Annotated in this window: 12 protein-coding genes; all 12 read left to right on the plus strand. The window is 65.2% G+C overall.

Going from position 1 to position 13,775, the window contains the following annotated elements; translation table 11 throughout:
- The first annotated feature begins 1 nt into the window (after position 1).
- The 12 genes from murC (at position 2) to nrdR (ending at position 13,637) form a co-directional block, all read left to right on the plus strand.
- Positions 2-1,402, plus strand: coding sequence for a UDP-N-acetylmuramate--L-alanine ligase (murC, locus tag ACQE2J_RS08870; protein WP_426937462.1), 1,401 nt, complete (start codon positions 2-4; stop codon positions 1,400-1,402).
- A gap of 5 nt (positions 1,403-1,407) precedes the next feature.
- A complete protein-coding gene (locus ACQE2J_RS08875) occupies positions 1,408-2,163 on the plus strand; it encodes a cell division protein FtsQ/DivIB (RefSeq protein WP_135541311.1) in 756 nt (251 codons plus the stop codon).
- A 227-nt stretch (positions 2,164-2,390) separates the two neighbouring features.
- On the plus strand, positions 2,391-3,575 hold the full coding sequence (ftsZ, locus tag ACQE2J_RS08880; protein ID WP_135541309.1) for a cell division protein FtsZ: 1,185 nt from the start codon (positions 2,391-2,393) through the stop codon (positions 3,573-3,575).
- Position 3,576: 1 nt separating this feature from the next.
- A complete protein-coding gene (gene pgeF, locus ACQE2J_RS08885; protein ID WP_425119605.1) occupies positions 3,577-4,335 on the plus strand; it encodes a peptidoglycan editing factor PgeF in 759 nt (252 codons plus the stop codon).
- A 78-nt stretch (positions 4,336-4,413) separates the two neighbouring features.
- Positions 4,414-4,938, plus strand: coding sequence for a cell division protein SepF (locus ACQE2J_RS08890; protein ID WP_135541298.1), 525 nt, complete (start codon positions 4,414-4,416; stop codon positions 4,936-4,938).
- A 94-nt stretch (positions 4,939-5,032) separates the two neighbouring features.
- Entirely contained in the window at positions 5,033-5,332 is a 300-nt protein-coding gene (locus ACQE2J_RS08895) for a YggT family protein (RefSeq protein WP_135541297.1), read from the plus strand.
- 337 nt (positions 5,333-5,669) lie between these two features.
- Positions 5,670-6,479, plus strand: coding sequence for a DivIVA domain-containing protein (locus tag ACQE2J_RS08900; protein ID WP_135541296.1), 810 nt, complete (start codon positions 5,670-5,672; stop codon positions 6,477-6,479).
- A gap of 96 nt (positions 6,480-6,575) precedes the next feature.
- Positions 6,576-7,109: a signal peptidase II gene (locus tag ACQE2J_RS08905; protein ID WP_135541294.1), complete on the plus strand. Its 534-nt coding sequence runs from the start codon at positions 6,576-6,578 to the stop codon at positions 7,107-7,109.
- Complete coding sequence (locus ACQE2J_RS08910) at positions 7,106-8,029, plus strand: RluA family pseudouridine synthase (RefSeq protein WP_135541292.1); 924 nt, start codon at positions 7,106-7,108, stop codon at positions 8,027-8,029. Before ACQE2J_RS08905 ends, ACQE2J_RS08910 begins: the two co-directional genes overlap by 4 nt.
- A gap of 166 nt (positions 8,030-8,195) precedes the next feature.
- Positions 8,196-11,705, plus strand: coding sequence for a DNA polymerase III subunit alpha (gene dnaE, locus ACQE2J_RS08915; RefSeq protein WP_426937503.1), 3,510 nt, complete (start codon positions 8,196-8,198; stop codon positions 11,703-11,705).
- A gap of 121 nt (positions 11,706-11,826) precedes the next feature.
- Complete coding sequence (hisD, locus tag ACQE2J_RS08920) at positions 11,827-13,137, plus strand: histidinol dehydrogenase (protein WP_135541288.1); 1,311 nt, start codon at positions 11,827-11,829, stop codon at positions 13,135-13,137.
- Positions 13,138-13,139: 2 nt separating this feature from the next.
- Positions 13,140-13,637 carry a transcriptional regulator NrdR gene (nrdR, locus tag ACQE2J_RS08925; RefSeq protein WP_135541286.1) on the plus strand — a complete coding sequence of 166 codons (498 nt, stop codon included), beginning with the start codon at positions 13,140-13,142 and terminating at the stop codon, positions 13,635-13,637.
- The last annotated feature ends 138 nt before the right edge of the window (positions 13,638-13,775 follow it).

A 13,775-nucleotide genomic window follows, 5' to 3' on the forward strand; every position in this document is an offset into this window, starting at 1 on the left:
CATGTCCCAAGCGAATATCGTCCCCGTCACCGAACTCGGTGCCGTCCACTTCATCGGCATCGGCGGATCGGGAATGTCCGGAATCGCCCGGATCATGGTCATGAACGGAGTCGACGTCTCGGGATCGGACGCGAAGGAATCCAACGTCGTCGACGTTCTGCGAACCCTCGGCGCCACCGTGACGATCGGACATTCGGCGGACAACCTCGGCGACGCCGATACCCTCGTCATCTCCTCCGCCATCCGCAAGGACAACCCCGAACTCGTCGAGGCGCAGCGCCGGGGACTGCGCATCCTCCACCGCTCCGGTGCCCTCGCCTCGCTCATGGTCGACAAACGCGCCGTGGCCGTGGCCGGCACCCACGGAAAGACCACGACGACCTCGATGGCGACCGTGGCCCTGCAGGCCTGCGGCATCGACCCGTCGTTCGTCATCGGGGGAGTGCTGTCGACGACGGGCACGAACGCGCACCTGGGCACCGGTGATGTCTTCGTCGCCGAGGCGGACGAATCCGACGGATCCTTCCTCCTCTACGAACCGACCATCGGCATCCTCACGAACGTCGAAGCCGACCACCTCGACCACTACGGGACACCGGAGAAGGTCCGCGAGGCGTTCATCGAATTCTGCAACGGCATCCAGTCCCGCGGCGGCACCATCATCGCCTGCGCCGACGATGCCGGATCCCACGACGTGGCCACGGCGGCCCGAGCCCAAGGCGCCGACGTCGTGTTCTACGGCACGGGAGACGACGCCGACGTCCTGCTGAACAACCTCGACTCCGGGATCGGCTCACGCTTCGACCTCGACCTGCCCGGACGTGAGACACCTCTGAGCGTCGAACTGCGGCAGCCGGGACTGCACAACGCGCTCAACGCCACTGCCGCGATCGCCGTGGCGCACTGCCTCGGCGCGGATGTCGAACGTGCGGCGACGGGCCTGGCCGAATACGGAGGCACACGCCGCCGCTTCGAAGAGCGCGGGATCGCCGCCGGAGTGCGCGTCATCGACGACTACGCCCATCACCCGACAGAGCTGCGGGCCGTTCTCAACGCCGCCCGCGGAGTCGTCACCGACGGCGGACGCGTCTGGGCGATCTTCCAACCCCACCTGTATTCGAGGACCATGGAGTTCCGGGAGGAGTTCGGTCGAGCTCTGGGCCTGGCCGACGAAGTCGTCGTGCTCGACGTCTTCCCCGCCCGCGAAGACCCGGTTCCCGGTGTCACCGGCGCCCTCATCGCCGATCGGGTCCCGCACGATCACGTCACCTTCGAAGAGTCCTTCGCCGCGGCGGTTCCCTTCGTCGCCGAGCGCGTGCGTCCCGGCGACCTCGTGCTCACTCTCGGCGCCGGGGATGTGACGATCCTCGGGCCCGAGCTGCTGAGCGCACTGGAGAGCTGAGACCGATGGTGCCGCTTCCCCCAGCCCGCGCCGGTGAGAACTCCACCGCGGACCTCACCGGGGTCATCCGGGCCCGCCGCCGGCAGCTGTGGCGCAGACGCCTCATCGCCATCGGCCTCGTCCTCGGTGTGCTCGCCGTCGCCGCCATCGCATGGTTCTCACCGCTGCTGGCCCTGCAGAAGGTGAACGTGAAAGGCAGCGAACTCGTCGACCACGCCTCGGTGAGCTCCTTCGTCCTCGATGGGGAAGGCGGCACCCCACTGCCTCAGGTGCGTCCCGGGACGGTGGAGAAGTCCGTGCTCAAGAAGTTCCCGAAGGCCCAAGAGGCCGCGGTCCGCTACGCCGGGCCCCGGTCGCTGCAGATCACGATCACCGACCGGACTCCCGTGCTTGCGATCGAAGGCTCCTCGGGCTATCGCCTCTACGACGCCGCGGCCGTCGACCTCGGCGTCGTGGACAAAGCGCCGAAGAAGCTCACGGTGCTCGGAGACTCCGGAGCCGAACCCGACAAGTCGACGGTCTCCGCAGTCATCCGCTTCCTCGGCCACCTGCGGCCCGAGCTGCGCGGCCAGCTGACGACCATCGAGGCGAAGGACGCGAACAGTCTCCAAGCCGAACTCGACACCGGCGACGACCATGCCACGGTCGTCCTCGGCGATTCCTCCAACGCCAGCCTCAAGGTGCGCACAGCCGCACAGCTGGCCGCCGAGGGCCGCACCGAGATCGACGTCTCCGTGCCTTCGGTGCCCGTGACGAACTGAGGCAGTTCTCGCGTGGGAGACGCCCACGTCTGCGCCGCGGCACGAATCGCCGACGATTGCCGCTGTTTGGCTCCGACACACCGGGTGGGAAGTTTGGCCGAAGCCCGACACTCCGGGGAGAATGGTTGCAGTGATGTTGCCCCGCCCAATAGCCTCAGGGCAGAGAACACAGACCGAATGCGCACGCAGACCCTGCGTGACTGAAGCGCTTGAGACGAGGAACCGACTTGGCTGAATTCCCACAATCCGGAGCGGATATCAAGGTTGCCGGAACCGGCGGCGGCGGTGTCAACGCTGTGCAGAGGATGATCGACGTCGGCCTGCGCGGCGTGGAGTTCATCGCAATCAACACCGATGCCCAGGCTCTCGTCCTCTCCGACGCGGATGTGAAGCTGGAGATCGGCCGTGACCAGACCCGCGGCCTCGGCGCCGGAGCCGATCCGGAGATCGGACGCAAGGCCGCCGACTCGTCCGAAGAGGCCATCCGCGATGCCCTCGAGGGCGCCGACATGGTCTTCGTCACCGCCGGCGAAGGCGGCGGCACGGGAACCGGTGCGGCCCCCGTCGTCGCTCGAGTGGCCCGTTCGCTCGGCGCCCTGACCATCGGCGTCGTCACCCGCCCGTTCACCTTCGAGGGGCGCCGTCGTTCCGCGCAGGCCGAAGCCGGCATCGCCGCTCTGCGCGAAGAGGTCGACACCCTCATCGTCATTCCCAACGACCGACTGCTGTCGATCTCCGATCGCAGCGTCTCCGTCGTCGAAGCCTTCCGCTCGGCCGATGAAGTCCTGCGCTCCGGTGTCCAGGGCATCACCGACCTCATCTCGGTCCCGGGCCTGATCAACCTCGACTTCGCCGACGTGAAGTCCGTCATGCAGGATGCCGGCACCGCGCTCATGGGCATCGGTGCGGCCACCGGAGACGACCGCGCCGTGCAGGCCGCCGAATCCGCCATCGCCTCCCCGCTGCTGGAAGCCAGCATCGACGGAGCCCACGGCGTGCTCTTCTGCATCACCGGCGGCGGCGACCTCGGTCTCTTCGAAGTCAACGAGGCAGCGCGACTGGTCCAGGAAGCGGCCCACCCCGAAGCGAACATCATCTTCGGCGCCGTGATCGACGACAACATCGGCGACGAATGCCGCGTGACCGTCATCGCCGCCGGCTTCGACAACACCTCCCCGAACGCCGAAACCGCGGGTGCCGAAGCGGTCCCGGCCTCCATCCCGGCCGCCGCCCCGGCGGAGACCGAGAACGAATCACCCGTGATCTCCGAACCGGAGGCCGAGGAAGCCGAAGCCACGGAGACTCAGCCGGCTCGCCGCAGCGAGGACCACCAGATTCCGGCGACGCTGCCCAACGAACGCAGCAGCTCGAACGTCGACAACGACCTCGATATCCCGGACTTCCTCAAGTAACATGCTGCGCTCGAGGTTCGTCATCCCCGGCAGGCGCACCGCCCACGTCGCCTTCACCGACCGGCACGGCGGGTACTCGAGCGGGGACTTCGCCTCGTTCAACCTCGCCCGCCATGTCGGCGATGATGACGAACTCGTCGCAGCCAACCGCGCCGCTCTGGCCCAGGTTCTGGGTCTGAGCGGCGAACGTCTGTCCTTCGTCTCCCAGGTCCATGGCACCACGGTGCACAGCATCGCCGCCGAGACCGAACTGCGGCAGGCTCCCGTCGAAGCCGATGCGCAGATGACGAACCTCGGCGGCATCGGACTGGCGATCATGGTCGCCGACTGCACCCCGATCATGCTCGCCGATGCCGACACCGGGATCATCGCGGGTATCCACGCCGGCCGGCAGGGAATGGCCGCAGGAGTCTTGCCCGGCACGATCGCGCGCATGCGGGACGCGGGAGCCGGTCAGATCCACGCCGTCATCGGGCCCTCGGTGTGCCCTCGCTGCTACGAGGTCTCAGCCGAACTGCGCACCGAAGTCGCCGAGATCGAGCCCACGGCCGCCTCGGTGTCGGTGACGGGAACCCCTGCACTGGACGTCGCCGGAGCAGTCGCCGAACAGCTGCGCCGGGAAGGCGTGATCATCGACCATTTCTCCCGCACCTGCACCAAGGAATCCGAAGATCTGTTCTCCTATCGCAGGCACCAGCGGACGGGCCGGTTCGCCGGGATCATCTGGCTGCAGGAAGAAAACCCCACGACACACCCGTAGGACTCACCCTTCCGTATGCCCACGTGCGATAGTTTGGGCCACAGGTGAGCAAGTGCCGAAGTCCGAGGAGCTTAAGACATGTCAGCAATCAAGAAGACGCTGGAATACCTGGGTTTCGTCGAAGAAGAGGACGAGACCACCGAGCGCCATGAGTCCGAGCGTCGCGAACCCGCATACCGGGACCGCGAAGTCATCGAAACCTTCGACGACGTCGACCGGCACGAAGAACCCGAAACGGCAGAGGATCGCAGCCCCGCTCCGGTGACGCCGATCCACCCGTCACCGATTCGTCCCGTAGACACCCCGGCTCCAGGAACCTCAATGAATCGCATCAGGACCATCCACCCGCGCAGCTACAACGATGCCATGGTCATCGGATCGGCCTTCCGCGAAGGCACCCCGGTGATCATGAACCTCTCGGAGATGGACGAGAACAACTCCAAGCGGCTCGTCGACTTCTCCGCCGGCCTCATCTTCGGTCTGCACGGTTCGATTGAACGGGTGACGAACAAGGTCTTCCTGCTCACCCCGGAGAACATCGAGGTCGCAGGCGAGAACGAAGCCGATTCGGACACTCAGGCCAGCTTCTTCAACCAGAGCTGAGCGGTTCGGGAACTTCTCTCAACTCCTCTTCAGCTCGAGCCGTTAGGCTGGGGCTCCGACACTCAAGCACCAACGAAAGGCGCGAGGGACCCCCGTGGCCATGATCTTCTACATCCTCGGCACTGCGCTGAGCCTCTATGTCTACGTGCTCCTGGCCCGAGTCGTGCTCGACCTGGTCCAGGTGTTCTCCCGTGACTGGAAGCCGGCCGGTTTCTTCCTCGTCCTCGCGGAGATCGTCTACACACTCACCGACCCGCCGCTGAAGCTGCTGCGCAAGGTCATCCCACCACTGCGGCTGGGGCAGATCTCGCTCGATCTCGGCTTCATCGTTCTGCTCATCGGCATCCAGATCATCGCCTCGGTGTTCTTCAACCTCTCGCACACCACGGCCTGATCCCTGGCGCGGAGGGTCCCACGCTCACAGGAGAGCGGAGACCGGTGTTTGCGGCGAATAGCCCGAAATGCTGATTGTGCCTCGTGAAATGCCTCAACGAAGTGCAATGCGAATATCGGGATTCGATTGTCCCAATAGGCGATAAATGGTGAATATACTCACCGAAATTGGCCGAGCGTGTGGAGACCTTGTTAGCCTCGGATAGGTAAAAGTTCGTCATCGAATGCGTGACACGCCTTAACTGCACGACAAAACTGCAGGTGTTACGCTAATGTGACGTTGAAGCCGTCCTTCCGGGCGGCAGCGTAATGATTGTAGATCGACCGAAGGTGACCTCATGGCGCTCACGCCTGAAGACGTAGTAAACAAGCGGTTCCAGCATGTGAAGTTCCGCGACGGGTACGACCAGGATGAAGTCGACGATTTCCTTGATGAGGTCGTCGTTGAGATCCGCCGTCTCTACCAGGAGAACGACGAACTGCGTCAGAAGCTCTCCACCGCCGAACAGCGTGTGAAGGAACTCGAAGCCGGCGGCGCCTCCGCCGCTCCGGCGCAGGACATCGACGCTACCCAGGCCATGCCTGCCGCGGTTCCGGCTCCCGAGGAGCAGGCCGAGGCGCCGGCACCCCAGGAAGCACCTGCCGCTCCGGCACCGGTCGAAGAAGCCCCGGCTCAGACCTCCGCTCCGGTGGTCAAGGAAGCCGCACCGACTCCGCAGGAGTCCTCGGCTGCACCCGCAGTCGCTGCCGGCGCAGCCGGTGGAGCAGCGGGCGCGGGCCTCGGTGCAGTCGGCGGCGACGGAGATGCCCACGGCCTCATCGCACTGGCCCAGCGCGTCCACGACGAGCACGTTGCCGAAGGTGAGCGCAAGCGCGACGAGCTCATCCAGGGCGCCGAGAAGGAAGCCGCCGATATCGTCGGCAAGGCCGAGACCAAGCGGGATGAGACCCTGTCGACCCTCGAGTCGCAGAAGTCCACGCTGGAGCGGTCGATCGACCAGCTGTCGAACTTCGAACGTCAGTACCGCACACGTCTGAAGAGCTACCTCAACGATCAGCTGCGGGACCTCGAGAACTCCACGAGCCTGGCTCCGGAGACCCTCGACGGAAACAATCCGCTGGGCGGTTCGTCGAACCACAAGCTCTGATCCACAGCGCACGGCAGAGGTCCGGGAACTCCGCGGAGGTCCCGGACCTCAGTCGTGCGCGTTCGACGTCGATGACGGTGGACTAGAATGAACCGAATGAACGATCCTGCCCCACGGGTGAACAGACCTCGTGCCGCCAAGCTGGTCCTCCTGTTCTCGATCGCGGCGATCGTGCTCGTCATCGATCAAGTCACAAAATTCCTCGCCGTCACTCTGCTCGAAGGGCAACCGCCGGTGCCCGTGATCGGGTCCTTGGCCGGGTTCAACTTCTACCGCAACCCCGGTGCCGCCCTGGGACTCGGTTCGAGTGTGACCTGGGTGTTCCCGCTCATCGCCGTCGGCGTGTTCATCGCGATCCTCCTGCTCTCCCGCAAACTCGGTTCTCGGGCGTGGGCGATCGGACTCGGCCTGCTGCTGGGCGGGCTCTTCGGCAACCTCGTCGATCGGCTGTTCCGGGAACCGGCATTCCTCCACGGGGCCGTCGTCGACTTCATCGATCTGTCGCTGTTCATCTGCAATGTCGCCGATATTGCGATCTCCGCCGCTGCCGTGGTGCTCATCATCGCCAGCCTCAAAGGCATCGAACTCGACGGTTCGGACTCCACCCGTGTGAAAGAGGACTCTCAATGACCGAACGTTCCATCCTCGTCCCTGAGGGGCTCGAAGGCCAGCGCGTGGACGCTGCGATGTCGAAGCTTCTCGGACTCTCCCGCACCGCCGCCGCAGACATCTGCGCCGACGGGGGTGTGCAGATGTCCGGACGTCCCGTGATCAAATCCGACCGGGTCATCGCCGGCGAACGCCTCGACATCATGATGCCCGAACCGAAACGGCCCCTCGAAGTCGTGGCCGACCCGGTGCCGGGCATGCGGATCGTCCACGACGAGGATGCGTTCGTCGTCGTCGACAAACCCGTCGGCGTCGCGGCCCATCCGGCCATCGGCTGGACCGGAAGGACCGTCGTCGGCGGACTCGCCGCAGCCGGTTTCCGGATCGCGACCTCCGGTGCTCCCGAACGTCAGGGCATCGTTCAGCGCCTCGACGTGGGCACTTCCGGTCTCATGGTCGTGGCGAAGAGCGAATACGCCTACAGCATGCTCAAGCGTGCGTTCAAGGAGCGCACGGTGGAGAAGACCTACCATGCGGTCGTCCAGGGGCTTCCCGACCCGGTGCTCGGAACCATCGACGCCCCCATCGCACGGCACCCGAAGCACGACGGGCTCTACGCCGTGCGCACGGAAGGCAAGAACGCGATCACCCACTACGAGGTCATCGAGGCCCACCGCCGTGCCGCGCTCGTCGAAGTCCACCTCGAAACCGGGCGCACGCACCAGATCCGCGTCCACTTCTCCGCGACCAAGCATCCCTGCGTGGGCGACGTGCCCTACGGTGCCGATCCGGTGCTGGCCAAAGAACTCGGGCTTGAACGGCAGTGGCTGCACGCGGTCAAGCTCGGATTCCACCATCCCGACACGCAGAAGTGGGTCGAATTCGAAAGCGGCTACCCCGAGGATCTGCAGGTCGCTCTCGACGGCATCCGACCGAACTGAGCACGGTCGGCCGGGCTATGACCGTGGCCCGAATGACAGCCTGTGGGCCTCTGTCGAAACGCAGCTGATGGACTAAGCTGGATGGGCAATACCGGCCACTTCAGGAAGGCGGCGCCCAGTGCCGAACGAGGACTTCGTCCACCTCCACGTCCACACCGAATACTCCATGTTGGACGGTGCGGCCCGCCTCGCCGACCTCATGGCGGCGACGAAGGCTTCGGGCATGTCCGCGATCGCCACGACCGACCACGGCTACCTCTTCGGTGCCTTCGACTTCTGGTCCCAAGCCACGGCGGCCGGCATCAAACCCATCATCGGCGTCGAAGCCTATGTCACCCCGGGAACCGACCGGCGGGACAAGACGCGAGTGAAGTGGCGCACCGACGAATCGCAGAAGAGCGACGACCTCTCCGGCGGTGGTCTCTACACGCACATGACCCTGCTGTCGCGGAACAACACGGGGATGCGCAACCTGTTCAAAGCCTCCTCGTACGCCTCTCTCGACTCAGTGACCGCGAAGTGGCCCCGGCTGGACCAGGAACTGCTCGAGACCTACTCCGATGGGCTCATCGCCACGACGGGCTGCCCCTCGGGCGAGATCCAGGTGCGGCTGCGTCTGGGGCAGTACGAAGAGGCCCGGGCCGCCGCCGGCAAGTATCGGGAGATCTTCGGCAAGGAGAACTACTACGTCGAACTCATGGACCATGGGCTGTCCATCGAGAAGCGCGTGACGAAGGATCTCATCCGTCTGTCGAAGGAGATGGACATTCCGCTGGTCGCGACGAACGACCTGCACTACACCCACGAATCCGATGCGAAGGCGCACGAAGCGCTGCTGGCCATCCAGTCCGGCTCCAAACTCATCGAACCGACCTACGATCAGGGCGGTTCCCGCTTCGCCTTCTCCGGCTCCGGCTACTACCTCAAGTCCGCGGCCGAGATGCGCTCCCTGTTCAAGGAATTCCCCGAGGCGTGCGACAACACCCTCGAAATCGCTGAGAAGTGCGAAGTCTCCTTCGACACCTCGGCGAACTACATGCCGAAGTTCCCCTGCCCGCCCGGCGAGGACGAGACCTCGTGGCTGATCAAGGAAGTCGCGAAGGGACTCGACTACCGGTACCCAGACGGTGTGCCCGACGATGTCCGCAGGCAGGCCGACTACGAGCTCGACGTCATCATCTCGATGGGCTTCCCCGGCTACTTCCTCGTCGTCGCCGACTTCATCAACTGGTCGAAAGACCACGGCATCCGGGTGGGGCCCGGCCGTGGTTCGGGTGCCGGCTCCATGGTCGCCTATGCCATGCGCATCACCGACCTCGACCCGCTCCAGCACGGACTGTTCTTCGAGCGCTTCCTCAACCCGGACCGTGTGTCCATGCCCGACTTCGACGTCGACTTCGATGATCGTCGCCGCGGCGAGGTCATCGAATACGTGACGGAGAAGTACGGCGACGAACGTGTCGCGATGATCGTGACCTACGGCACGATCAAGACGAAGATGGCGCTCAAGGACTCCGCACGTGTCCTCGGCAAACCCTTCTCCATGGGTGAACGTCTGACGAAGGCGCTGCCGCCGGCCGAGATGGCCAAGGACATCCCGCTCAAGGACATCGAGGACCCGGACTCCAAGCGGTACAAGGAAGCCGGAGAGTTCCGCGAACTCGTCGACACCGATCCCGAAGCCCGGGAGACCTTCGAGACCGCGAAGGGCCTGGAAGGGCTGAAGCGGCAGTGGGGCGTCCACGCCGCGGGCGTCATCATGTCCTCGGATCCGATCATCGACGTCATCCCGATCATGCGGCGGTTCCAAGACGGACAGGTCATCACCCAGTTCGACTACCCGACATCTGAGGGTCTCGGGCTCATCAAGATGGACTTCCTGGGGCTGCGCAACCTCACGATCGTCTCCGACGCGGTCGAGAACATCAAGGCCAACCGGGACCTCGACCTCAACCTCGAGCACCTGACCCTCGACGACCCCGACGCCTACGAGCTGCTGGCCCGCGGCGACACCCTCGGCGTCTTCCAGCTCGACGGCGGCGGACTGCGCGCCCTGCTGCGGATGATGAAGCCCGACAACTTCGAGGATATCTCCGCGACGCTTGCGCTCTATCGCCCCGGCCCGATGGGTGCCGACTCGCATACGAACTACGCCCTGCGCAAGAACGGACTGCAGGACGTCACCCCGATCCACCCCGAGCTCGAGGAACCGCTCAAGGACATCCTCGACACGACCTACGGCCTCATCATCTACCAGGAGCAGGTGATGGCGATCGCGCAGAAGGTCGCCGGATATTCGCTCGGTCAGGCCGACATCCTCCGTCGTGCGATGGGCAAGAAGAAGAAGTCGGAGCTCGACAAGCAGCAGGTCGGCTTCTTCGGCGGCATGAAGGAACGCGGCTACTCCGAGGCCGCCGCCCAAGCTCTGTGGGACATCCTGCTGCCGTTCTCCGACTACGCGTTCAACAAGGCTCACTCGGCCGCCTACGGAGTCGTGTCCTATTGGACCGCCTACCTCAAGGCCCACTACACCGCCGAGTACATGGCTGCGCTGCTGACCTCGGTCGGTGACAACAAGGACAAGTTGGCGATCTACCTCAACGAGTGTCGTCGTCTGGGCATCACCGTGCTGCCCCCCGATGTCAACGACTCGGCTCTGCACTTCACCCCGGTCGGCACCGATATCCGCTTCGGCATGGGCGCTGTGCGCAATGTCGGCTCCCATGTGGTCGAAGGCATCGTCGAGGCCCGCGGGGAGAAGGGCGCCTACACCTCGTTCACGGACTTCCTCGACAAAGTGCCCAGCCACGTGTGCAACAAGCGCACCATCGAATCGCTCATCAAGGCCGGTGGCTTCGATTCGCTCGAACACACACGGCGGTCCCTCGTCGAGATCCACGAAGAAGCCGTGGATTCGGTCATCGGCGTCAAACGGCAGGAAGCCAACGGCCAGTTCGACCTCTTCGCCGGGTTCGGCGGGGGAGACGATTCGCCGGGCTTCTCCGTGACGATCCCGGACCGTCCGGAATGGGAGAAGAAGGAGAAGCTGTCCTTCGAACGCGACATGATCGGCCTCTACGTCTCCGATCACCCGCTCAACGGGCTCGAAGGGGTGCTCGCCGCAGAATCCGAGGCCTCCATCGCCGAGGTGGTCGACCCCGAATCGCAGCGCCACGACGGATCCCAGATCAAGGTCTGCGGAATGATCACGCAGGTCACCCGCAAGGTGTCGAAGAACTCCGGACGCCCCTACGCGATCGTCACGCTCGAGGACCTCGAAGCCGAGATCGAAGTGATGTTCTTCGGTGACACCTACGAGCCCGTGGCGAGCCTGCTGGCTACCGACCTTGTGATCTCGCTGACCGGGCGCATCCGCACCTCCGAAGACCGCCCGACCTCGCTGATGGCGATGTCGATGACGATCCCGGATGTCACCGACCCCAAGGATCGGCCGCTCAACCTGCTCATGCCGATGGAGAAGGCCACCGAGGAGATGGCGACGAAGCTCAAACGGATCCTCGAGTCGAACAGGGGCCAGACCGATGTCCACGTGATCTTGTCCCAGCCGGGACGTCAGACCGTGATGCGGCTCGACCGGTCGATCCGCGTCGATCCGAATCCGAGCCTCTACGGCGACCTCAAGGCGCTGCTGGGATCGCGCTGCCTCAGCGGTTGAGCCGCGGGGGCCGGCAGAAACGGGGCCGGTGGCCCGCGGGTGGGCGAGGTGCCGTCTCCGCTGCCCGCTGAACGGCTCGAACCGCGGACCGGGCGTCTGGCCCGCAGCGACGGCGACTAGAATGGTGCAGGTGAACATTCTGGACTACCGTGGCGAGACCCTGAACAAGCGATTCCTGGCGCAGGCGCTTCCCCGTGCCGCCGATACGCATGCCGATATCGAACGTCGCGTGGCAGAGCTGCTCGAGACCGTGGCCGAAGGCGGAGCGGCCGCCGTGCTCGACTACACCGAACGCTTCGACGGGGTGCGCCCCGAGACCCTGCGGGTGCCCGCAGCGAGCCTGGCCACCGCCGCGGCCGAACTCGACCCGAAGGTCAAGTCCGCGCTCGTCGAGTCGATCGACCGGGCTCGGAAGGTCGCGGCCGATCAGCGCCCTGCCGATGTCCGCACCCAGTTGGCCTCCGGGGCCTTCGTCACCACTCGCCACCTGCCGGTCGAGCGTGTGGGACTCTATGTGCCCGGCGGTCTCGCCGTCTACCCCTCGACGGTGATCATGAACGTCGTGCCCGCCCAGACCGCAGGGGCAGACTCGCTGGCGATCGCCAGCCCGCCGCAGGCCGACGGACTGCCGCACCCGACGGTGTTGGCCACGGCCCACATCCTCGGTGTCGATGAGGTGTGGGCGATGGGCGGCGCCCAGGCGATCGGTGCCCTGGCATACGGCTTCGACGACGGGGAGGGACTCGAACCCGTCGACCTCATCACCGGACCCGGGAACGCCTATGTGGCGGCCGCGAAATCACTCGTGAGGTCCCGGGTCGGCATCGATGCGGTCGCCGGCCCGACGGAGATCATCATCCTCGCCGACGCGAGCGCGAATCCGCGATTCGTCGCCGCCGACCTCATCAGCCAGGCCGAACACGACGAACTGGCCGCCTCGGTGCTCGTGACCGATTCTGCGGACCTCGCCGAAGCGGTCGTGGCGGAGCTCAAGGTGCAGGTGCCTGCCGCAATGCACTCCGAACGGATCTCCACGGCCCTGTCCGGACGGCAGTCGGCCATCGTCCTCGTCGACGACCTCGACGCGGGCATCACCGTGGTCAACGGCTACGCGGGTGAACACGTCGAGGTCCACACCGCCGATGCCGCCGCGGTGGCCGAACGGATCACCAGCGGGGGAGCGGTGTTCCTCGGCGACTTTGCACCGGTCTCGCTCGGCGACTACTGCGCCGGTTCGAACCACGTGCTCCCGACGATGGGCACCGCCGCTCATGGTTCGGGCCTCGGGGTGCACTCATTCATCAAAGTCAGCCAGGTCATCGACTATGATCGCCAGGCGCTGTCCGAGGTGGCCGAACACATCGATGTTCTCGCCGCCAGCGAACAGCTGCCGGCCCATGGTCGCGCCGTGGATATCAGGTTCGAGGAGTAGAGATGCGTTGTCCGTTCTGCCGTGAGTCCGATTCCCGCGTCGTCGACTCGAGGACCAGCGAAGACGGCGCAGCGATCCGCAGACGGCGACAATGCCGCCACTGCGGTCGCCGCTTCACCACGATGGAGGCCACGAGTCTGTCGGTGATCAAACGCTCCGGGGTCACCGAGGAGTTCTCGCGGCAGAAGATCATGTCGGGCGTGCGCAAGGCCTGCCAGGGCCGACCGGTCAGCGACGATGATCTTGCGAAGCTGGCGCAGAAGGTCGAGGAGAACATCCGCTCGAAGGGCATCGCCGAGATCGATGCCGACGAGGTGGGACTGTCCATCCTCGATCCGCTGCGCGAGCTCGACCAGGTCGCCTACCTGCGCTTCGCCAGCGTCTATCAGGGGTTCGACTCGCTCGAAGACTTCGAAGCCGCGATCGATTCGCTGCGTGCCGATGCGCTTCTGCAGGCCGGCCAGACCCGGGAACCGACCCCGGAGGATTTCGCGGACTGACCGGATCCTGAGACCGTTGAAAAATCCCTGCGGAAATCTTCGTCTCGAGTACCGCGGTGCATAAATAGTTGTGTAGTATTGACAGTGCGCGCTACGGCGCGCGGCCGCTTGCGGTTCGGAGGGGAAGCCGAACCCAAG

This window comes from Brevibacterium sp. LE-L (genome assembly GCF_050214925.1).
GTDB lineage: Bacteria > Actinomycetota > Actinomycetes > Actinomycetales > Brevibacteriaceae > Brevibacterium.